The 21,910-nt window shown below is 64.5% G+C and carries 18 protein-coding genes; 9 read left to right on the top strand and 9 right to left on the bottom strand.

Annotated features, from left to right (window positions below; genetic code table 11):
• Positions 1-102: 102 nt before the first annotated feature.
• Both AC1D0I_RS04055 and AC1D0I_RS04060 read right to left on the bottom strand, forming a co-directional pair.
• On the bottom strand, positions 103-1,845 hold the full coding sequence (locus tag AC1D0I_RS04055) for a hydantoinase B/oxoprolinase family protein (RefSeq protein WP_477393274.1): 1,743 nt from the start codon (positions 1,843-1,845) through the stop codon (positions 103-105).
• Between the two features lie 16 nt (positions 1,846-1,861).
• Positions 1,862-3,946, bottom strand: a complete 2,085-nt coding sequence (locus AC1D0I_RS04060; RefSeq protein ID WP_477393220.1) for a hydantoinase/oxoprolinase family protein — start codon at positions 3,944-3,946, stop codon at positions 1,862-1,864.
• A gap of 220 nt (positions 3,947-4,166) precedes the next feature.
• Between AC1D0I_RS04060 and AC1D0I_RS04065 the strand changes: the two genes are divergently transcribed.
• The 5 genes from AC1D0I_RS04065 to AC1D0I_RS04085 all read left to right on the top strand — a co-directional run bounded on the left by AC1D0I_RS04065 (position 4,167) and on the right by AC1D0I_RS04085 (position 10,832).
• The gene (locus tag AC1D0I_RS04065) at positions 4,167-4,994 is read left to right on the top strand and encodes a ferredoxin--NADP reductase (protein ID WP_095083643.1); all 828 of its coding nucleotides are present in this window, start codon (positions 4,167-4,169) and stop codon (positions 4,992-4,994) included.
• A gap of 244 nt (positions 4,995-5,238) precedes the next feature.
• Positions 5,239-6,294 (top strand): deoxyribose-phosphate aldolase, encoded by a 1,056-nt coding sequence (gene deoC, locus AC1D0I_RS04070; RefSeq protein ID WP_477393222.1) that lies wholly within the window; start codon positions 5,239-5,241, stop codon positions 6,292-6,294.
• A 65-nt stretch (positions 6,295-6,359) separates the two neighbouring features.
• Positions 6,360-8,732 carry an aldehyde dehydrogenase family protein gene (locus AC1D0I_RS04075; protein WP_477393224.1) on the top strand — a complete coding sequence of 791 codons (2,373 nt, stop codon included), beginning with the start codon at positions 6,360-6,362 and terminating at the stop codon, positions 8,730-8,732.
• Positions 8,733-9,229: 497 nt separating this feature from the next.
• Positions 9,230-9,961, top strand: a complete 732-nt coding sequence (locus AC1D0I_RS04080) for an SDR family oxidoreductase (RefSeq protein WP_477393226.1) — start codon at positions 9,230-9,232, stop codon at positions 9,959-9,961.
• 25 nt (positions 9,962-9,986) lie between these two features.
• A complete protein-coding gene (locus tag AC1D0I_RS04085) occupies positions 9,987-10,832 on the top strand; it encodes a fumarylacetoacetate hydrolase family protein (RefSeq protein ID WP_477393227.1) in 846 nt (281 codons plus the stop codon).
• Positions 10,833-10,997: 165 nt separating this feature from the next.
• On the opposite strand, the gene AC1D0I_RS04090 is transcribed toward AC1D0I_RS04085, so the two are convergent.
• The 7 genes from AC1D0I_RS04090 to AC1D0I_RS04120 form a co-directional block, all read right to left on the bottom strand.
• Positions 10,998-11,996: an ABC transporter ATP-binding protein gene (locus AC1D0I_RS04090; protein ID WP_457150532.1), complete on the bottom strand. Its 999-nt coding sequence runs from the start codon at positions 11,994-11,996 to the stop codon at positions 10,998-11,000.
• Positions 11,997-12,011: 15 nt separating this feature from the next.
• Positions 12,012-13,067, bottom strand: coding sequence for a Gfo/Idh/MocA family protein (locus tag AC1D0I_RS04095; RefSeq protein ID WP_477393229.1), 1,056 nt, complete (start codon positions 13,065-13,067; stop codon positions 12,012-12,014).
• 1 nt (position 13,068) lies between these two features.
• The gene (locus tag AC1D0I_RS04100; RefSeq protein ID WP_477393231.1) at positions 13,069-13,536 is read right to left on the bottom strand and encodes a DUF4304 domain-containing protein; all 468 of its coding nucleotides are present in this window, start codon (positions 13,534-13,536) and stop codon (positions 13,069-13,071) included.
• The gene (locus tag AC1D0I_RS04105; RefSeq protein ID WP_095083652.1) at positions 13,533-14,372 is read right to left on the bottom strand and encodes a carbohydrate ABC transporter permease; all 840 of its coding nucleotides are present in this window, start codon (positions 14,370-14,372) and stop codon (positions 13,533-13,535) included. Before AC1D0I_RS04105 ends, AC1D0I_RS04100 begins: the two co-directional genes overlap by 4 nt.
• 10 nt (positions 14,373-14,382) lie before the next feature.
• Positions 14,383-15,312, bottom strand: coding sequence for a carbohydrate ABC transporter permease (locus AC1D0I_RS04110; protein WP_477224936.1), 930 nt, complete (start codon positions 15,310-15,312; stop codon positions 14,383-14,385).
• 255 nt (positions 15,313-15,567) lie between these two features.
• Entirely contained in the window at positions 15,568-16,827 is a 1,260-nt protein-coding gene (locus AC1D0I_RS04115; RefSeq protein ID WP_477224935.1) for an ABC transporter substrate-binding protein, read from the bottom strand.
• A 2-nt stretch (positions 16,828-16,829) separates the two neighbouring features.
• On the bottom strand, positions 16,830-17,789 hold the full coding sequence (locus AC1D0I_RS04120) for an N-acetylmuramic acid 6-phosphate etherase (RefSeq protein WP_477224934.1): 960 nt from the start codon (positions 17,787-17,789) through the stop codon (positions 16,830-16,832).
• A gap of 198 nt (positions 17,790-17,987) precedes the next feature.
• Between AC1D0I_RS04120 and AC1D0I_RS04125 the strand changes: the two genes are divergently transcribed.
• Genes AC1D0I_RS04125 through nagA form a run of 4 tightly spaced genes read left to right on the top strand, consistent with a single transcriptional unit; the run spans position 17,988 to position 21,905 of the window.
• Entirely contained in the window at positions 17,988-18,869 is an 882-nt protein-coding gene (locus AC1D0I_RS04125; protein ID WP_477224933.1) for a glucosamine kinase nucleotide-binding domain-containing protein, read from the top strand.
• The gene (locus AC1D0I_RS04130) at positions 18,866-19,648 is read left to right on the top strand and encodes a GntR family transcriptional regulator (protein ID WP_477393233.1); all 783 of its coding nucleotides are present in this window, start codon (positions 18,866-18,868) and stop codon (positions 19,646-19,648) included. The genes AC1D0I_RS04125 and AC1D0I_RS04130 overlap by 4 nt, the downstream gene beginning before the upstream one ends.
• Before the next feature lie 50 nt (positions 19,649-19,698).
• Positions 19,699-20,733 carry an SIS domain-containing protein gene (locus tag AC1D0I_RS04135; protein ID WP_477225554.1) on the top strand — a complete coding sequence of 345 codons (1,035 nt, stop codon included), beginning with the start codon at positions 19,699-19,701 and terminating at the stop codon, positions 20,731-20,733.
• Positions 20,730-21,905, top strand: a complete 1,176-nt coding sequence (gene nagA, locus AC1D0I_RS04140; protein WP_477224931.1) for an N-acetylglucosamine-6-phosphate deacetylase — start codon at positions 20,730-20,732, stop codon at positions 21,903-21,905. The genes AC1D0I_RS04135 and nagA overlap by 4 nt, the downstream gene beginning before the upstream one ends.
• Positions 21,906-21,910: the final 5 nt, after the last annotated feature.

Raw genomic sequence — 21,910 nt, forward strand, 5'->3', positions numbered from 1 at the left:
TTGACCGGAGAAGTCTACGGGCTTTCGTGACTCCGGCGGAGACGGAAACGACATGTGCTGCGGCGATCACGGCGCGGCGAGCGATCCAAGCCGCCTTCAGTGTTAGCCGGCGCGCTGCTCGTCCGTCGCCTTCCGGTCAATGGCGAACTCGCCCGCCGACAGGACAACGCCGAATTTTTCGCTGGCTTCCGCTGACGTGTAGTATCCCAACGCCACATCGCGCAGCACCAGATCGGCATCGCGCTCCATCGGATCACCATAGCCGCCGCCGCCCGGCGTGCCGACGCGCACACGGTCGCCGGCCTTAAGCGCGATATCCTGCTCCTTGGACAGATGTGGCGGCACATGCTCCTCGCCATTGCGGAAGACGGTCACCGTGTTGACCGCGCCGTCCTTGCCGCCGAGGGCGCCCTGCGGGCCGAAACGGCCATGATCCATGACGAAGGAAGCGCGGGCGTCGCCGCGCAGGATTTCGACCTCGTAGGCGAGGCCGAAACCGCCGCGCTGCTTGCCTGCGCCGCCCGAACCTTCGCGCAAGGCGTAGTGGCGGTAGAGCACCGGAAAGGCCTGCTCCATGATCTCGACCGGCGGCGACTTGGAGATGCCGATGGTCGAGCAGCCATTGGTCAGGCCGTCATGGCTGGAATTGCCGCCATAGCCGCCGCCGGAGATCTGGTACATGACGTAGTCGCGGCCGCGCGCCGGATCGTTGCCGCCGAGTGCGAAATTGCCGCTGGAGCCGGCCGGTGCCGCCGTCACCTTGTCCGGCAGCGCCTGGACCATCGCCGCGAACACCGCCTCGGCGATGCGCTGCGAGACCTCGGCGGCGCAGCCTGAAACCGGGCGCGGATATTTGGCGTCGAGGAAGGTGCCTTCCGGCCGCTTGACCTCAAGCGGCTCGAAAGCGCCAGCGCTAATCGGCACATCCGGGAAAATGTGGCGCATGGCGAGATAGACCGAGGACAAGGTCGTCGCCAGCACGCTGTTCATCGGTCCGGCGCAGGGCTTTGACGAGCCGGCAAAATCGAAGGTCAGCGTGTCGCCCTGTTTCTGGACGGCCAGCGCGATGGTCAGCGGCTCGTTGACCACCCCGTCGGAATCGACAAAGGCCTTGGAATGGTAGGTGCCATTGGGGATGGCGGATATGTTGGCACGCATCTGTTCGGCGGCCCGCCGACGCAGTTCGGCGATCGCCTCGACAACGGTTTCGTCTCCGTAACGATCGAGGATTCCGTTAAGCCGATCCTGGCCGATGAGCAGTGCCGCAGCCTGGGCGCGGATGTCGCCGATCCGCTGGTCGGCAACGCGGATGTTGGAGCAAATGATGGCGTAGATTTCGGGGTCGAGTACGCCCTTCTTGAACAGCTTGACCGGTGGCAGCCGCAGGCCTTCCTGTTCGACCGCGGTCGCGGAAGCCGAGAAGCCGCCCGGCACCGAGCCGCCAATGTCAGGCCAGTGGCCGGTGTTGGACAGCCAGCAGAAAATCTTGCCGTCCCGGTAGACCGGCATGGCGAAGCGCACATCCATCAGATGGGTGCCGCCGAGATAGGGATCGTTGACGATGTAGATGTCGCCGGGCTCCGGCGGCAGGCAGCGGCCATCGGCGATCATCTCGATCACCGTTTTGGTCGAATACTGCATGACGCCGACGAACACCGGCAGGCCCTGCGACCCCTGCGCGATCAGCGAGCCATCAACGGCCGAATAGATGCCGTCGGAGCGGTCGTTGGCCTCGGCGATGACCGGCGAGAAGGCGGCGCGGGAGAAGGTCAGGTCCATCTCGTCGCAGACCTGCTGCAAGGCCGCCTGGAGGACCGAAAGGGTGATGGCGTCGAGCTTTGCCATATCAATTTCAGGCATCTCAGGCCTCGCCAATGTCGATGATGATGTTGCCGTCGGCGTCCGAACGCGCCCGGTCGCCGGGTTCGAGCACGGTGGTCGCATCCATCTGTTCGAGGATCGCCGGGCCTACGATGACCGCGTCGAGCGGCAGCTTTTCGCGTGCGTAAACCGGCGTGTCGTGCCAGCGCCCGCCGTACCAGACCGGCCGGATCTCGCGACGCGCCTCGTCGAGCGTTTTTCCGCGACCAGCCGGGTCGATCAAACGCGACAGATCGATCGCCGGCCGCACACCTGTCACCGAGGTGTTGAGGTTGACGAGGTTGGCGCGGATTTCCGGCAGATCGACCTTGAAGCGGGCGAAATAGGCCTTTTCGAACAGTGTTTGCAGCTCGTGCCGGGTCACCGAGGAGGATGGCAATGGCACGTTGATGATGTGGGTCTGGCCGACGAACTGCATGTCGGCGGAGTGAGTGACGCGGATCGTCTCGGGCTTCACCGCTTCCTTGCCGATGAGCTCCTCGCCTTCGTTTCGGTGCCGTTCCAATACAGCGTGAAGCTGGGTCTCGTCGAGCACCGCCACCGGCTGGTTGACGGTGTTGACGAAGTCGTGGCGCAAATCGGCGACGACGCAGCCGAGCGCGTTGGTGATACCTGGCCGCGCCGGCACCAGCACCTTGGGCAGGCCGAGTTCGCGCGCCAGGGCGGTCGCGTGCAGCGGCCCGGCGCCACCGAAGGCGAACAGCGCAAAGTCGCGCGGATCGTGGCCGCGCGACACCGAAACCATGCGGATGGCGCCGGCCATCTTCATGTTGCCGAGCCGCAGCACCGCGCCCGCCGCCTCGACGCCGGACAGGCCGGTCGCCTTGCCTATCTTCTCCTCGAAGATACCGGTGACGCGCTCGACGGTGACCGGGTTTTCGACCGCCAGCAGCTTTTTCGGCGCCAGCCGGCCGAGCACAAGATTGGCGTCGGTGATGGTCGGCTCGAGGCCGCCGCGCCCGTAGCAGATCGGGCCGGGATTGGCGCCGGCGCTTTCCGGACCGATCTGGATCAGGCCGGCGGCGTCGACGCGGGCGATCGAGCCGCCGCCGGCGCCGACCGTGTGTACCGCCACCATCGGCACGTGGATCGGCATGGCATATTCGATCTCGATCTCGTTCGAGACAGCCGGCTCGGCGTTGCGGATCAGAGCCACGTCGGTCGAGGTGCCGCCCATGTCGTAGGTGACGAGGTTTTCGTAGCCGGCGCGTTTTCCCGTATAGGCGGCGGCGATGACGCCCGAGGCCGGACCGGACATGACGGTCTTGGCCGATTCACGTGTGACGAAGCGGGCCGAGATCATGCCGCCATTGCCGTTCATGATCAGGAAGTCGCGGGCATAGCCTTTCGCGCCCAACTCCTTGCGCAGCCGCTCGACATAGCGCTCGAGGATCGGCTGCACCGAGGCGTTGACCGAAGCGGTGACGCCGCGCTCGAATTCGCGCGCTTCCGACAGCAGCGCGTGGCCCGACGTGATGTAGCCGTTCGGCCAGAGCTCGGCGGCAATCTCGGCGGCGCGGAGCTCATGCGCCGGGTTGGCGTAGGAATGCAGGAAGTGGATGACGAGGGATTCGCAACCGGCGTCGATCAGCGCCCTCACGGCGTTGCGCATTTCGGCTTCATCGAGCGGCGTGCGCACCGTGCCCGACGCCTCGACGCGCTCCGAGACTTCGAGCCTCAGATTGCGCGGGATGATCGGCACGAAACTGCCGGTCATGCCATAGGCCTGCGGCCGCGTGCGCCGGCCAAGCTCGATCACGTCGCGAAAGCCGCGCGTGGTGATCATGCCGGTTTTCGCCAGCCGGCGTTCGAGCACCGCATTGGTGGTGGTGGTCGTACCATGCACGATGAGGTCGATGCCGTCGATCGGAAATCCGGTGGCGCCGAGCGCCGAAACGACGCCGAAAGCCTGGTTATCGACTGTGGTCGGGGTCTTGGCGATATGCACCCGGCCACCGTCTCGGCCGTCGATCAGAAGCAGGTCGGTAAAGGTCCCGCCGACATCGATACCGGCGACGACGCTGCCCAGGGAATCCGGCTGCTGCACCGAAAAATTCTCTTTCATTGTCGAAACCCGAAATGCGCGGACTACGGATATGTCACAGTTTGGAAAGGTGTTTCGCGGCGGTATCTTGACGCAAATATCGTTTGTATACTAATAAATTCCGGACACAAGAGCTTACTGCTTTGGAGTGTGCAGGCAGCACGCCGGAACCTGAACGGTTCGGGCGCGCAGGTGAAGGTTTGGTGCCCGCGTTCGCAGTTGGGCCAGAAGGTTGGATTTGATGAACACCACAACCGCATTCAATACCGCAGGCGCCCGCCCGCTGCAGTTTCCGATTCCGGCCAATGTCTATGCCGAGACCGTCGTCTCGGTAAAGCACTATACGGACCGGCTGTTCTCGTTCCGCATCACCCGGCCGCAGTCGCTGCGCTTCCGTTCCGGCGAGTTCGTCATGATCGGCCTGCCCAATGCCGAGAAGCCGGTGTTCCGCGCCTATTCGGTGGCGAGCCCGGCCTGGGACGACGAGCTGGAATTCTTCTCGATCAAGGTGCCGGACGGCCCGCTGACCTCGGAACTGCAGAAGATCCAGGTCGGCGACACCGTCATCATGCGCCAGAAGTCGACCGGCACGCTGGTCGTTGACGCGCTGACGCCCGCAAAACGCCTGTTCATGATCTCGACAGGCACCGGCATCGCGCCCTTCGCCAGCCTGCTGCGCGACCCCGACACCTATGAGAAGTTCGAGCAGGTCGTCCTGACTCACACCTGCCGCGACACTGCCGAGCTCATCTATGGCCAGGAGCTGGTCGCCGGGCTCGAAAGCGATCCGCTGATCGGCGAGCTGACCGGTGGCCGTGTCACCCTCTACAATTCGACGACCCGCGAAGACTCGGCGCGCATGGGCCGCATCACCGCGCTGATCGGATCCGGCAAGTTCTATACCGATCTCGGCATCGACAAGCTCAATCCGGAAACCGACCGCATCATGATCTGCGGTTCGATGCACATGCTGAAGGACGTCAAGGAGCTGGCCGAAAGCCTCGGCTTCGAGGAGGGCTCGCTGCATCATCCGGCGAGTTTTGTCGTCGAACGCGCCTTCGTCGGCTGAGCCGACCAACACACTCAGAAATCAAGTTTTGACCTTTCGGTCAAAAAACTAGCTGCTTTCGCGGCCTTTTTAAGCTATGAGCGCAAAAGCGCGTCGCCTTACGCGACGCGCTTTTTGTTTTTTGTCGATGCATGCCGTTGTCCCAAAACCGCTGCGCACTTTTGGGCGGCATGCATTAAGGGACTCGTGAAGCGTCAATTCACGGGCTATCTTCGGCGCAAGTCGCTGAATGAAAGGGCAGGAGATGAGCAGCACAATCCGCGAAGCCGAGCTTGGTGCCGGCGCGTCGAAGGTGACGCCACTGCCGGCGCGCGCCGCCGCCAATACCCCCGTTCCGCTGGACCATCGCATCGCGCGCAACCCCGGCATGAAGCTCGACCTCGGCTTCATGGAGTCGGTGCGCAGCGTCAACCGCTCGGCGCTCGAACGCCGCGTCGCGAGCCTGGCCAAGCGGCGCTCTATCAAGGCCGACAATCAGGCGGCCTGGCTGCTGCGCGCCGTCGCCTGCATGGACCTGACGACGCTGAATTCCAACGACACCGAAGAGCGCGTGCGCCGGCTGTGCGCCAAGGCGATCAATCCGTTCCGCCGCGATATCGTCGAGGGTCTCGGTATTGCGGGCGAGGTCATTCGCCCGGCCGCCGTTTGCGTCTACCATCCCTTCGTCGCCACGGCGGTCGATGCCGTGCGCGGCACCGGCATCCACGTCGCCGCCGTTTCCACCGCGTTCCCGCACGGCCTTGCCCCACTTTCCACCCGCCTGCAGGAGATCGAAGCCTCGGTGAAGGACGGCGCCGACGAGATCGACGTCGTCATTCCACGCGGGCTGGTGTTCGGCGCCAAGTGGCGGGAGCTTTACAACGAGATCGTCTCGATGCGCGCGGCCTGTGGGGACGCGCATCTGAAGGTCATCCTCGGCACCGGTGACCTCGCCACGCTACGCAATGTCATGCTCGCCTCGATGGTCGCTATGATGGCCGGCGCCGACTTCATCAAGACCTCGACCGGCAAGGAAAGCGTGAACGCCACGCTGCCGGTTGGCCTCGCCATGGTTCGCGCCATCCGCGCCTATTTCGAGGAGACCGGCTATCTCATCGGCTTCAAGCCGGCTGGCGGCATCTCCACGGCAAAAGCCTCGCTCGACTGGCTAGTGCTGATGAAGGAAGAACTCGGCCGGCCATGGCTGGAGCCCGAGCTGTTCCGCTTCGGCGCCTCGAGCCTTTTGACCGACATCGAGCGCCAGCTCGAACACCATCTGACCGGGCACTATTCGGCCAATCATCGCCACGCGATGGCTTGAACGCCCCACCCCGATCGGCTTTGCCGATCGACCCTCCCCACGAGGGGAGGTGAAGGAGGAACCCCATGAACATTCTCGACCGCTATCACGCCATGGAGTACGGCCCGGCGCCGGAAGCCCGCAACGAGGCCGACGCCTGGCTTGCGGCGCGCGACTTCGGCAAGGCGCTGTTCATCGGCGGCGACTGGAAAGCCGCTTCTGGCGGTAAGACATTCGAGACCAGTGAGCCCTCCTCCGGCAAGCTGCTGGCCAAAGTGTCGGACGCCAATGCCGCCGATATCGACGCGGCGGCTTCGGCCGCGGCCAAGGCGCTGCCGAAATGGTCGGCGTCTTCAGGCTATATCAGGGCGAAAGTGCTCTATGCCATCGGCCGCGCCATGCAGCGCCACCAGCGCCTGTTCGCGGTGCTGGAATCGATCGACAACGGCAAGCCGATCCGCGAAAGCCGTGATATCGACGTGCCGCTGGCCATCCGCCATTTCATCCACCATGCCGGCTGGGCGCAGGCGCTGGACAGGGATTTCCCCGGCCACAAGGGTGTCGGCGTCGTCGGCCAGATCATCCCGTGGAATTTTCCGCTGCTGATGCTGGCCTGGAAGATCGCGCCGGCACTCGCCGCCGGCTGCACCGTGGTGCTGAAACCGGCCGAATTCACGCCGCTGACCGCCATCCTGTTCGCCGAAATCTGCGAACGTGCCGGCGTGCCGAAGGGCGTCGTCAACATCGTCCAAGGCGGCCCGGAGGCCGGTGCGGCCATCGTCAACCACCCCGGCATCCAGAAGATCGCCTTCACTGGTTCGTCGGAAGTCGGCAAGATCATCCGGAAAGCCACGGCGGGGTCAGGGAAGAAACTGTCGCTGGAGCTTGGCGGCAAGTCGGCCTTCATCGTCTTCGAAGATGCCGATCTCGACAGCGCCGTCGAAGGCCTGGTCGATGGCATCTGGTTCAACCAGGGTCAGGTCTGCTGCGCCGGTTCCCGGCTGCTGGTGCAGGAAGGCATTGCCGATGCCTTGATCGCCAAGGTCAAGACACGCATGAGCCGGCTGCGCGTCGGCAGCCCGCTCGACAAGAACACCGATATCGGCCCGCTGGTCGACACCACACAGCTCGACCGGGTCAAGGGCCTGGTTGCCGAGGGCGCCAGACAGGGCGCCGTGTGCTGGCAGCCGGACGCAGCACTGCCTGCCTCGGGCTATTACCATCTGCCGACGCTCGCCACCGGTGTTTCGCCGGCTAATATCTTGGCGCAAGAGGAAGTGTTCGGACCGGTGCTGGCGACCATGACCTTCCGCAACACCGAGGAAGCGATCGAGCTTGCCAACAACACGCGCTATGGGCTGGCCGCCTCGGTGTGGAGCGAGAACGTCAACCTCGCCTTGCATGTCGCGCCGCAATTGAAGGCTGGCGTCGTCTGGGTCAACGGCACCAACATGTTCGACGCCGCCTGCGGTTTCGGCGGCTACCGCGAGAGCGGTTTCGGCCGCGAAGGCGGGCGCGAAGGCATGTTCGAATATCTGGCGGCCAAATTGCCACTTGGCCCGGTGATCAAGCCGGCGGCAGTCTCTGCGCAACCTGCCGAGCAATCCGACGGCGATACGATCGACCGCACGGCAAAGCTGTTCATCGGCGGCAAGCAGGTGCGGCCGGACGGCAACTATTCGCTGGCTGTCGCCAGCGCCAAGGGCAAGCTCGCCGGCGAGGTCGGTCTCGGCAGCCGCAAAGATATCCGCGATGCCGTTTCGGCCGCCCGGGCCTGCAAAGCCTGGCCGGAGGCGACGGCGTACAACCGCTCGCAGGTGCTTTACTATATGGCCGAAAATCTTTCCGGCCGGGCTGGCGAGTTTGCCGCCCGCCTCACCGAACTGACCGGCGCCACGCCCAAGGCGGCGCGCGACGAGGTCGACCAGTCGATCGAGCGGCTGTTCCTCTATGCCGGCCTTGCCGACAAGTTCGAGGGCCGCGTGCACCAGCCGCCGGCGCGTGCCGTGACACTGGCGCTGCACGAACCGGTCGGCGTCGTCGGCATCGTGGCACCCGACGTGTCACCGCTGCTGGGCCTGATCTCGCTCGTCGCACCGGCGCTCGCCATGGGCAACACCGTGGTCGCGGTGCCGTCCGAGCGCTACCCGCTGCTCGCCACCGACCTCTACCAGGTCATCGAATATTCCGACGTTCCAGCCGGCGCCATCAACATCGTTACCGGCCGAACGGCCGAACTCGCCGCTGTGCTGGCCAAGCATGACGATGTCGACGGGCTCTGGGTGTTTGCCGATGCCGACACCTGCGCCAAGGCGGAGGCCGAGTCGATCGGCAACCTCAAGCGCGTCTGGAGCGGCAATGGCCGCGGCCTCGACTGGGCGTCCGACGAGGCGGCCGGCGATGCCTTCCTGCGCCGCGCCGTGGAGGTCAAGAACGTCTGGGTGCCTTACGGCGACTGAGCAGTTGCGACGCTGCCGCGATGGTGAGCGCAGGGCAATCGAGTCAGGTTTGATTTCGCTCCACCAGCCTTTTCCGGGCGCTGGCGCCGCCCCTCACATGCCTGCCGGCATCCTCTCCCCGTAGTGACGGGGAGAGGGGCGCTGCCATCGACGATTTCGCCAATCGCCAGCGGCGCAAGATCGGCGCCGGCGTTGCGGTCAGCCCCTTCTCCCCGTCACTATACGGGGAGAAGTGCCCGGCAGGGCGATGAGGTGCGGCGCCGACTTCGGCAATTGGTGGTCTCGCACAAGTCGAACTTGTCGTTGGTTTGAGGCGATTGCCGCGATGGTGATCGTGTTCGGACTTGACGCCCGGATGCATGTTCTTTAACGAGAAAAAACATCTTTATCTGTGGGCTGACAGGCGCGCAGGCCGCATGATGGCGTCGGACTGGCCCATGACGCCGTGGCCGACCACCGGTAGACCCGGACGATCCCAAGCGGACGAGGAGAAGAGCATGGCGGATCTGGCAGGCAAGGTCGTTGTCGTCACGGCAGCGGCGCAAGGCATCGGCAAGGCGAGCGCGCTGGCCTTCGCCAAGGCAGGTGCCGTCGTCCACGCCACCGACATCAACGAGGCGCTGCTGGCAGAGCTCGCCAAGACCTCCGACATCAAGACCCGCAAGCTCGATGTGCTCAACGACGATGCCGTCAACGCCGCCTTCGCCGAGATCGGCAAGGTCGACGTGCTGTTCAATTGTGCCGGCTTCGTCCATTCCGGCTCGATCCTCGAGATGAAGGACCCCGATCTCGATTTCGCCTTCAACCTCAACGTCCGCGCCATGATACGCACCATCAAGGCGGTGCTGCCCGGCATGCTGGAGCGCGGCGACGGATCGATCATCAACATGTCGTCGGTTGCCGGCGCCGGCAAGGGCGTGCCGAACCGCTTCGCCTATGGAGTCACCAAGGCCGCGGTCATCGGCCTGACCAAGGCAATCGCCGCCGACTATGTCGCCAAGGGCATTCGCTGCAATGCCATTTGCCCCGGCACGGTCGAGAGCCCGTCGCTGCAGGACCGCATGCATGCGCAGGGCGACTACGAGGCGGCCCGCGCCGCCTTCATCGCCCGCCAGCCGATGGGCCGGCTCGGCACGCCGGAGGAAATCGCCGATCTCGCCGTCTATCTGGCCGGCGCTACCTATACGTCCGGACAGGCCTATAATATCGACGGCGGCTGGTCGATCTGAACCAAACCGACTGAGGAGACATACCATGAAGCTGCTGCGCTATGGCGAGGCGGGGAGCGAACGCCCCGGCCTGCTCGATGCGGATGGAACGATCCGCGATCTCACCGGCCGTGTCGCCGACATCGGCGGCAAGGCGCTCGATCCGGCATCGCTGGCGACGCTGGCCAAGCTCGATCCCAAGTCGCTGCCGGCGGTTTCCGGCAAGCCCCGCATCGGCGCCTGCGTTGCCGGCACCGGCAAGTTCATCTGCATCGGCCTCAACTATTCCGACCACGCCGCCGAGACCGGCGCCACCGTGCCGCCGGAGCCGATCATCTTCATGAAGGCAAGCTCGGCCATCGTCGGGCCGGACGACGACGTGCTGATCCCGCGCGGCTCGGTGAAGACCGACTGGGAAGTCGAACTGGCCGTGGTCATCGGCAAGACGGCGAAATATGTCAGCGAAGCCGACGCGCTTGACTATGTCGCCGGCTATTGCGTCGCCCACGATGTCTCCGAACGCGCCTTCCAGGCCGAGCGGCAGGGCCAGTGGACCAAGGGCAAGTCCTGCGACACCTTCGGTCCGATCGGCCCGTGGCTGGTGACAAAGGACGAGGTCGCCGACCCGCAGAACATCAAGATGTGGCTGACCGTCAACGGCAAGACGATGCAGAACGGTTCGACCAAGACCATGGTCTATGGCGTGGCATACCTTGTTTCCTACCTCAGCCAGTTCATGTCGCTACACCCCGGCGACATCATCTCGACCGGCACGCCGCCCGGCGTTGGGCTTGGCATGAAGCCGCCAGTGTTCTTGAAGGCCGGTGATGTTGTCGAGCTCGGCATCGAGGGCCTTGGCCAGCAGAAGCAGACGTTCAAGGCTGACGCTTGAGCACTTAAGTTCGATAAGTTTGCGCCGCCCCTCATCCGCCTGCCGGCACCTTCTCCCCGTATAGTGACGGGGAGAAGGGAAACGCTCCAACGCTGGCGACCCCTCTCCCCGTTCTTCACGGGGAGAGGGTAAGGGTAAGGGGCAGCGCTGCCCTCTGCAGCGATATTACTTCAGCACCTTCCCATCCGCGCCAAACCGATAGGTCTTGGCCGGGTCCGGCGTCGCATAGAGCGTGGCGCCCGGCTCGGCGTCGTAGACGCCGAAGATGCGCACGGTGATCAGGCCGGCCTTCTCGCAGTCGAGATAGAGATTGGTGTCGGCGCCAAGATGCTCGGCGTGGACGACCGTGCCCTTCCAGGCGCCGGATTTGGGATCGACGGTCAGATGCTCCGGCCGCACGCCGATGGTCTTGGCGGTTTCGCCGAGACGGGCGCCGTCGACGAAGTTCATCTTCGGCGAGCCGATGAAGCCGGCGACGAACTCATTCGCCGGCGAATTGTAGAGCTCCATCGGGCCGCCGATCTGCTCGATCCGGCCGGCGTTCAGCACCACGATCTTGTCGGCCAGCGTCATCGCCTCGACCTGGTCGTGGGTGACGTAGATCATCGTCGCCTTCAGCCGGCGGTGCAGCTGTGCGATCTCCAGCCGCGTGTTGACGCGCAATGCTGCATCAAGATTCGACAGCGGCTCGTCGAAGAGAAAAAGCTTGGGCTCGCGCACCACGGCGCGGCCGATGGCGACGCGCTGGCGCTGGCCGCCGGAAAGTTCGGCCGGCCGCCTTTCGAGATAGGGCTCCAGTGACAGCATCGAGGAGGCAATGCCGATGCGGCGGTCGATCTCGGCCGCCGGCGTGCCCGCCTGCTTCAGCCCGAGGCCCATATTGTTCTTCACCGTCAGATGCGGGTAGAGCGCATAGGTCTGGAACACCATGGCGATGCCGCGCTTGGCCGGCGGCGTGACGGACACGTCCTGGCCGTCGATGACGACCCGGCCCGAGGTCGAATCCTCCAGCCCGGCGATGACCCGGAGCAAGGTCGACTTGCCGCAGCCCGACGGGCCGACGAAGACGACGAATTCGCCGTCCGTCACCTCGAGGTTGATGCCCTTCAGCACCTCGACCGGCCCGAAGGCCTTCTTCACGTTCTCGATGTTCAGCGAGCCCACGGCTTCGTCCCTGTTCTAGAGTTTGACGGCTGCGCCGCTGCGCACGCTCTCGTCTGCGGCAAGGCAGACAGCGAGCGATTTCACCGCGTCGTCCATGTGCCTGGTGAGATCGATATCCTCGCGGATCGCCTTCAATACGAAGGCCTGTTCGAGATCGCAGAGATCCTGATGGCCGGGCTCGCCCGCCATCGACAGCATTTCGTCCGGCTTGGCGAACTTGCCGTCCGGGCCGGTCGCCGCACTGTGCAGGCGAATGGTCGAGGTCTTGGTGTGGGTGTCGATGTCATCGGACTTCACACCCTCCTTCATAACGATCGACACGCAGCCATTGGGCGAGATGACGTCCTTCACGAAAAAGGCCGTTTCCGAAATCATCGGCCCCCAGCCGGCTTCGTACCAGCCGACCGAACCGTCGTCGAACAGCACCTGCAGATGGCCGTAATTGTACATCGAGGGCGCAACCTCCTCGGTCAGCCGCAACCCCATGCCGCGCACCTCGACCGGCCTGGCGTCGGTGATCTGCAGCATCACGTCGAGATAGTGGACGCCGCAGTCGACAATCGGCGACGTCGTCTGCATCAACTGCTTGTGCGTCTCCCAGGTATGGCCGGAGGATTGCTGGTTCAAATTCATGCGGAAGACATAGGGGCCGCCGAGCTTGCGTGCCTCGGCGATCAGCCTGATCCAGGAGGGGTGATGGCGCAGGATGTAGCCGATCACGAGTTTTTTGCCATTGGCCTTGGCGGCCGCGACAACGCGTTTGGCATCGGCCACAGTTGTCGCCAACGGCTTTTCGACGAAGACATGGCAGCCGGCCTCGAAGGCCTTCACCGCATAGTCGGCATGGCTGTCGGAATAGGTGGCGATGCAGGCGACATCGGGCTTTTCGTCGCGCAAAGCCTCGTCGAAGGAGCGCCTGATGCCATAGCCGGAAAGCCCTTCCGGCAGCGGCACGTTGGAGCGGTTGACCAGTGCGGCGATCTGAAAACCCGGATTGGTGTGATAGGCCAGCGCATGGCTGCGGCCCATATTGCCGAGGCCGGCGACGACGACGCGAAGGGGTTGAGCCATTTCAATCTGCCTTTTCTTGCCTGCGGGCCTTCAGCGCCACCCTCACAGTCGGCCCATTCTCACTGGCGATCTGCAGGGCAGCCTCTTCGCTTTCACAACGGGCCAGAAGTCCGAAGCCGTATGTATCGACCCCGTCTTTGATCAGAGAATATCTCCGATCATCCGGGATCGAATGATCTAGACTGAGCGCCTCTGTAAATGCCTTGGATTGCTCGCCAATCATCAGAGAGTCGACGCGCCAGATGATGTGGCAGTTGTATTCCTTCGGCCGGCGCTCCGGCCCTAGCCGCGTAAACCACACCGCAGCATTCAGATAGAACCGCGGTCCCCAGGAAGACTTCTGAAGGTTCAGCACGCAGATCGTTTCTGGCCGCTCGCGATAATAATTTGTTTGGCGGACCCCGCGAAATCCGTAACGGGTCGCGGTCTCGACGAGCGCGCTGATGATTACATCTCGACCGTCGCTCACTTGACGGCTCCCGAGGTGATGCCGCGGATCAGCTGCCGCGAGAAGATGACGTAGAGGATCAGCACCGGCATGATCGCCAGCGAGAGCGCGGCCAGGATGGCGTTCCAGTTGGTGACGAACTGGCCGAGGAACAATTGCGCGCCGAGCGTCACCGTCTTGGTCTCTTCCGACGGGGCCAGGATCAGCGGGAACCACAGGTCGTTCCAGATCGGGATCATGGTGAAGACGGCGACGGTCGCCATCGATGGCCTGACCAGCGGCAGCACCAGCCGGAAGAAGATGGTGTATTCGGACAGGCCGTCGATGCGGCCGGCGTTCTTCAGGTCGTCGGACACCTGCTTCATGAATTCCGACAGGATGAAGATGGCGAGCGGCAGGCCTTGCGCGGTGTAGACCAGGATCAGCGCCGTCAGCGTGTTGACCAGCCCGCTCGCCACCATCAGCTGCAGGATGGCGACGGTGCCGAGGCGGATCGGGATCATGATGCCGAGCGCCAAATAGAGCCCCATCAACGAGTTGCCGCGAAACCGGTATTCCGACAGCGCGAAGGCGGCCATGGCGCCGAACAGAAGCACGAAGAACAGCGAAGCGACGGTGACGACGAGGCTGTTTTGGAAATAGTGGATGAAATCGCCCTGGCCGATGACGGTGGTGTAGCCGATCAGGTCGAAGGTTTTTGGCGTCGGCGGCGTCAGCGGCGCGCCGAAGATGCCGGCGCGGGACTTGAACGAATTCATGATGACGAGGATCACAGGAAACAGCGCGATCGCCGTATAGGTCAACAGGATTGCGTGGGCGCCGATGGTGCGGGGCAGGGAACGGGTGGCGGTGCTCATCTCTTGCTCCTCAGAACTGGTAGCGACGCAGGCGCGTCTGCACGAGGAAGAGATAGACGCAGACGCCGCCGAGGATGATCAGGAACATCATCGTGGCGATCGCCGCGCCCATGTTGGGGTCGCCGACCTGCAACTGGAAGCCGAAGAAGGCGCGGTAGAGGAAAGTGCCGAGAATATCGGTCGAATAGTTCGGCCCGGCGAGCGCGCCTTGCGCGGTGTAGATCAGGTCGAAGGCGTTGAAATTGCCGACGAAGGTGAGGATCGAGATGATGCCGATCGACGGCAGGATCAGCGGCAGCTTGATCTTCCAGAACTGTGACATGCCGGTGATGCCGTCGCATTCGGCGGCCTCGATCACCTCTTCGGGGATAGACAGCAGGGCGGCATAGATCAGCATCATCGGGATGCCGACGAACTGCCACACCGAGATCAGGCTGAGCGCCGTCAGCGCGTATTCTTCCTTGCCCAGCCACGGCGTGAACAGGCTTTTCAGGCCGACGAGATCGAGCAGATGCGGCGCCACGCCCCACAGCGGCGACAGGATCAGCTTCCAGGCGAAGCCGACAATGACGAAGGACAAGATGGTCGGCACGAAGATTGCCGTGCGGTAGAAGGCGGCAAATCTCAGTCTCGGGCTGGACAGAAGTGCGGCCAGCATGACGCCGATCGGGTTCTGCACCAACATGTGGATGATGAAGAACCAGGTGTTGTTCCGGAGCGCATTCCAGAAATTCACCGACCAGTTGGGGTCGCCGAACAGCGTGCGGAAGTTCTCCAGCCCGACGAAGACCTGGTGCTGCTCGATGTTGCGGAACAGCGACAGCTGCAGCGTGCCGGCCAGCGGCAGGATCATGATCGCCGTATAGACAAGCACCGCCGGCGCCAGGAAGACGCCAATGTGCCAACGGAACGGTCTTTTCGGTCGTGTGTCTGCGGCCATGAGTTCGGTCCCCGCCGTCTCTCGGTTCCAAATGGGTGTTGATCTAGATGATGCCTCGATGCACGGCCCGAACATTCTTGCCCCGTGCGGCAAGAACAAAGGCCTGCGACTGATCAGCTAGCCTTCCCCATGAAAAGCAAGGGTAAGGCCGAGAGGCGGTGCCGACAATCGCTATCTGAACGGGCGCAATCTGAAGAACCAGGGTAGTCCGAGACCGGCCAGGCGTACGCCCGGCCGATCTCGTTGCCTGAGCTCTTACTTCGCCGGCTTGTACCAGCTGTCGAGGCCGGTCTGCAGCTTCTTGGCCGCAGCTTCCGGGGTGTCGGTGCCGTTGATGACGTTGGCCGATTCAACCCACGTCTCGTTTTCGAGGTTCGGCGTGCCACGCGACAGGATCTGGTAGGTCGAGCGGATCGTCGACTTGCACTTGCCGCGCCAGGAGACGAATTCCTGGGCCAGCGGGTCTGCCATCTTCACCGGCGAGGAGTTCAGGCTGAAGAAGCCCGGCAGCGCGTTGGCGTAGATGGTGGCGAAGTCCGGCGAGGCGACCCAGGACAGGAAGGTCTTGGCCGCATCTGCGTTCTTCGAAGCCGCATTCAGACCCATGCCGATATCGGTATGGTCGGAGATGTAGCAGGTGTCGCCGGCTTTCTCGACCGGCGGCGGGAAGGCGCCCATCTTGAACTGGGCCTGGGTGTTGAACAGGCCGATTTCCCAAGAACCGGCCGGGTAGATGGCGGCGCGGCCAAGCGTGAACAGGTTCTGGCTGTCTGGATAGGTCTGCGCCTCGAAGCCGTCGCCGAGATAAGGCTTCCACTTGGCCAGTTCCTCATACGGCGCGACCCAGTCCTTGTCGGTCAGCTTCTGGTCGCCCTTGATCAACGCAGCGCGGCCGTCCTCGCCCTTCCAGTAGTTGGGGCCGATGTTCTGGTAGCCCATGGTCGCGGCTTCCCACAGATCCTTGGTGCCCATCGCCATCGGGATGTAGGTGCCGTCGGCCTTGATCTTGTCGAGCGCGGCGAAGAACTCGTCGCGGGTCTCCGGCACCTTGATGCCGAGCTTGTCGAAGGCGTCCTTGTTGTAGATGAAGCCGTGGATGACCGAGGCCATCGGCACGCAGAAGCTCGCCTTGCCGTCGTCGGTCTGCCAGGCGGACTTGGCCACCGGCGAGAAATTGTCCATGCCGGGCAGCGCCGAGAGGTCGGCAAGGTTGCCCTTCTTGAACAGTTCAAGCGACTTGTCGAACGGGCGGCAGGTGATCAGGTCGCCCGCAGAGCCGGCGGCGAGCTTGGCGCCAAGGGCGGCGTCATACTCGGTCGGCGCCGAAGGTGCGAACACCACCTTGATACCCGGGTTCTTGGCTTCGAAGGCCGGGATCAGCTTGTCCTTCCAGATGGCAAGGTCGTCACCGCGCCAGCTTTCGATGTTGAGCGTTACGTCTGCAGCATTAGCCACCCCAGCCGAGCCGAGAATGCTGGTGCCCAGAAGCAGTGCCGTCAGTAGTTTCGTTGTCATGCTCAGTCTCCCTGTTGACCTTTTTCAGGTTCGGTTTTGATGAGAACAGAGGCTGCGCGCCCCTTGCTCCCCTCGATCGCGGAAAGCGCCGGCCTCAGCTTCTGGCCGGTTCCTTCCAGCAGTTTCTCCGCCGCATCGGCGCTGTCGGCGCCGGCGGCGAGCAGAATGGCGGTCTTGACCGCGCCGCCGCTCTTCTCGAGCAGGCGCGCCGCTTCGTCCCTGCCGCGCCCGCTGACTGCGGCGACGATGCGCGCTGCGCGGTCGCGCAGCTTGATGTTGTCGGCCATCAGGTTGACCATGTAGCCGTCATGCACATGGCCGAGATGGACGGCGGTCAGCGTCGACAGCATGTTGAGCGCGATCTTCTGGGCGGTGCCGGCGCCCATGCGCGTCGAGCCGGCAATCAGTTCCGGCGGCGTTTCGAGCAGGATGGCGGTTTCGGCCTGCCGCAGCAGAGCCGAGTCCCGGTTGTTGGCGATGCCGATGGTGGCGGCCCCGCGATTGGCGGCTTCCTCGATGGCCCGCACCGCATAGGGCGTCGTGCCGCTGGCCGAAATGGCGATCAGGCAATCGCCCTTGCCGATGCCAGCATTGATGACGGCTGCTGCCGCCTCCTCGGCGTCGTCCTCTGGACCGCCGGCCAATGTCCGGAAGGCTTCGTCGCCGCCGGCGATCAGGATGGCGATGCGGTCGCGGTGAATGCCGAAGGTGCCCGGAAGCTCAAGCGCATCGGCCAGCGCCATCAGGCCTGAACTGCCGGCCGCGGCATAGGCAAGCTTGCCGCCGCTGCTCAACCTGCCGGCGATGATCTCGGCCGCCCTGGCGATGGAGGGAATGGCGTGGCGCACGACTTTTGCAGCCTCGATCTGCGCGTCGGCCAAAGAAGAAAGGATGGCGTCCGGGGCCTGGATATCCAGCCCCTCGGCATTTTGGTGAAGCGCTTCGGTGCGCGTTTCGGCCATCCCGGTTCCTCCAATGCGGAAACAATACCAAAAAAATACCACTTGTCCACATGCATTAACGAATTCGCTGGCAGGAAATCGCTCAGCCAACGAAATGCCTAGGTTTTTCAATAAAATACGGCTTAATCTTTTTGAAACAGAAATTAACTCTTGGCTATTGGTATTTTATTGGTATTATCCGCCCGGAGGAGAAATCGCGTGAATTTCGTGCTCGGTATCGATGGCGGCGGCACCAGCTGCAGGGCCGCCCTGGCAACCGCGGATGGCGCCGTCATTGGCCGCGCCAAGAGCGGCGCCGCCAACATCCGCACCGATCTTACCGGCGCCCGGTCGAACATCGTCGAAGCGGCAAGGCAGGCGTTCATTGCCGCCGGGCACGATCCGGAGCTGATCCCGCAGACACCGGCCATTCTCGGCCTTGCCGGCGCCAATGTCGGCACCTACCGGCAGCAGCTCGAAGCGATCCTGCCGTTCAGCATCAGCCGTGTCGAGACCGACGCCGAGATCGCGCTGGAAGGGGCTGTCGGCTCCGGCGACGGCGCCATGGCCATCCTCGGCACCGGCACCGCCTATATGGCGCGCAAGAACGGCAAATCGCGCGCCATCGGTGGCTGGGGCTTTCAAGTCGGCGACCAGGGCAGCGGCGCCCGCATCGGACGCGACCTGCTCGAACAGACGCTGCTTGCCTATGACGGCGTCCGCGAGGGCTCGCCGCTGACGCAGAGCATGCTGGCGGTGTTCCGCAACAATCCGCAGGACGTGGTGGAATTCACCACCAATGCCAAGCCCGGCGATTTCGGCGGCTTCGCGCCCAAGGTGTTCGAGCATGCCGAAAAGGGCGACAGCGTTGCCAACTGGATCCTGGACAGGGTGGTCGCCGATGTCGAAGCCGCGCTCGGCGCGCTCGACCTAGCGGATGACGCTCCGCTGTGCCTGCTCGGCGGGCTGGCGCCGCTTTACGCGCCGCGCCTGTCGGCCCGCTACCGGGCGCTGCTGAAGCCGCCGCTCGACGATGCGCTGGGCGGCGCCGTGCAGATGGCGGCCCGGCTTTTCGCCGGGACAACGGAGGCGGCTCGATGAGCGATGCCTCCGACCAGATCTTCGCCACGCTGAAACAGTCGTCGCAGAGCGGCGCGCCGCTTTATCTGCAACTCAGGAAGAGCATCGAGGACGCGGTCAATCGCGGTCTGATCGGACCGGGCGACGCACTGCCCTCGGAGCGTGACATCGCCAGCAAGGCCGACATTTCGCGCGTCACCGTGCGCAAGGCGGTGCAGGACCTGGTCAAGGGCGGCATCCTGGTGCAACGCCATGGCTCCGGCACGTTCGTGGCGCCGCGCATGGAGCGCGTCGAGCAGTCGCTGTCGCGGCTGACCTCCTTCACTGAGGACATGGCGCGGCGCGGCATGGCGGTGCGTTCGGCCTGGCTCGACCGCGGCCTTTATGCGCCCTCGCCCGACGAGATGATGGTGCTCGGCCTGTCGTCGAACGAACTGGTGGCGCGGGTGGCGCGCCTGCGTATCGCCAACGACACGCCGCTGGCGATCGAACGCGCCTCGCTGTCGGCCAGCGTGCTGCCCGACCCGGCGGGAATAGGTTCCTCGCTCTATGCGGCGCTGGAATTGACCGGCAACCGGCCGGTGCGGGCGGTGCAGCGCATCTCAGCCGCCAACCTCGGCGACGGCGACGCGCGCCTGCTCGAGGTGCCGCCGGGCATTGCCGGCCTGCACATCGAACGCATTTCCTATCTGGCGAGCGGCAAGGTGATCGAATTCACCCGTTCCATCTACAGGGGCGACGCCTATGATTTCGTCGCCGAACTGCGGCTGACAGGGCCGAGCGAAGAGGGCCGACCATGACCACAGAGCCGAGAATGCCGAATGAACCGACCCCGTCGGCTGAGCCGACCATGTCGGCTGGGATGACCCATATGCGGCGCGAGATCGAGGAGATCCCGCTGGCCGTCGCCCGCCTGCTCGACGGCTCCGGCACTGTCCTGACCGAGGCCGGGCGCGGCATCCGCGAACGCGACCCGCAGTTTGTCGTCACCGTGGCGCGCGGTTCGTCCGACCATGCAGCGACCTTCATGAAATATGCCGTCGAGCTGACCGCGGGCCTTGCCGTCGCATCGGTCGGTCCGTCGATCGCCTCGATCTATGGAGCCGAGCTCAGGCTCGGCGGCTCGGCCTGCCTGGCGATCTCGCAGTCGGGCAAGAGCCCCGACATCGTCGCCATGGCAGAGACGGCGCGGGCCGGTGGCGCGCTGACCATCGCCATCACCAACACCGCCGATTCGCCGCTGGCGCGTGCCTCGGACTATGCGATCGATATCCTGGCCGGACCGGAGCGCAGCGTCGCGGCGACCAAGACCTTCATCAATTCCGCCGTCGCCGGTCTTGGCCTGATGGCGCATGCCACTGGAGACGAGGCGCTGCTGGCTGCGCTCTTCGAATTGCCCGACCATTTCCGCAAGGCGATCGCCTGCGACTGGATGACGGTGCTGTCCGAAACGATCGAAAAGCAGAAGTCGCTGTTCATCCTCGGCCGCGGCCCGTCGGCGGCGATGGCCAACGAGGCGGCGCTGAAGTTCAAGGAGACCTGCGGCATGCATGCCGAGGCCTACAGTGCGGCCGAAGTCATGCATGGCCCGCTGGCGCTGATCGGCCCGGACTTTCCGGTGCTGGCGCTGGCCGCGCGTGACGCATCGGAGCCTTCCGTTGCCGAGGCCGCCGACAGCCTGGCGGCCAAGGGTGCGCCGGTGTTCGTCACCTCCGCACTTGCCCAGCGCGCCGTGCGCCTGCCGCATGTCGCCACGGGCCATCCGCTGACCGATCCGCTGACGCTGATCGTCTCCTTCTACATGTTCGTCGAGGCGTTTGCCCGCCATCGCGGCCTCGATCCGGACACGCCGCGCAATCTTCGCAAGGTGACGGAGACCGTATGAGCGACCGTTTTGCCCTGACTGGCGCCCGCATTTTCGACGGTGACGACTGGCACGACGGCGCAGCACTCGTCGTGCGCGACGGCCTCGTCGAGGCCATCCTGCCCGCCGGCGCCCTTGCCTCCGACCTCCGCATCGTCGAGACCGGCGGCGGCATGCTGGCGCCCGGCTTCGTCGACCTGCAGGTCAATGGCGGCGGCGGCGTCATGCTCAACGACCACCCCGATGTGGCCTCGCTCGAAACCATCTGCCGGGCGCATGCGCCCTTCGGCACGACCGCGCTCCTGGTGACGCTGATCACCGATACGCCCGCCATCACCGCCGCCGCCGTCGCCGCCGGCGAAGCCGCGACGCTGCGGAAGCTGCCGGGTTTCCTCGGCCTGCATCTGGAAGGCCCGCATCTGTCGATCGCCCGCAAGGGCGCGCATGATCCGGCGCTGATCCGGCCGATGCTGGACGCCGACCAGGCGAAGCTGATCGCGGCGCGGCAGAAACTGCCGGTGCTGCTCACCACCATCGCACCGGAATCCGTCGAACCGGCGCGGGTCTCGGCGCTGACCAGGGCCGGCGTCGTCGTCAGCCTCGGCCATTCCGACACCGGCTACGCCACGGCCAGCACCTTTGCCGAGGCCGGCGCCTCGATGGTCACCCATCTGTTCAACGCGATGAGCCAGATCGGCAACCGCGAGCCCGGGCTGGCTGGCGCAGCCATCGATATCGGCTCCCTGTCGGCCGGCCTCATCGCCGACGGGATCCATGTCGATCCCGCCACCATCAAGATCGCGCTGCGCGCCAAGCAGGGGCCGGCCAAAATCGTGCTGGTCACCGACGCCATGGCGCCGATCGGCACCGATATGACCTCGTTCACGCTCAACGGCCGCACCATCTACCGCAGGGATGGCAGCCTGCGGCTTGCCGACGGGACGCTTGCGGGCGCCGATCTCGACATGATCTCGGCCGTGCGCTTCATCCACCTCGTCGTCGGGGTCGAGCTTTCCGAGGCCTTGCGTATGGCCTCGCTCTACCCGGCGCAAGCGATCGGCCAGTCGCACCGGCTCGGGCGCTTCGCCAATGGCACGGCAGCCGATATCGTTGCGCTGTCGGACGATCTCGACATCAGAGGCGTCTGGATCGGCGGCGGGAAGGTTTTTGCAGGCTCCAACAGCGCTGGGTGATATCA

The organism is Mesorhizobium sp. P2_D1, assembly GCF_056404455.1.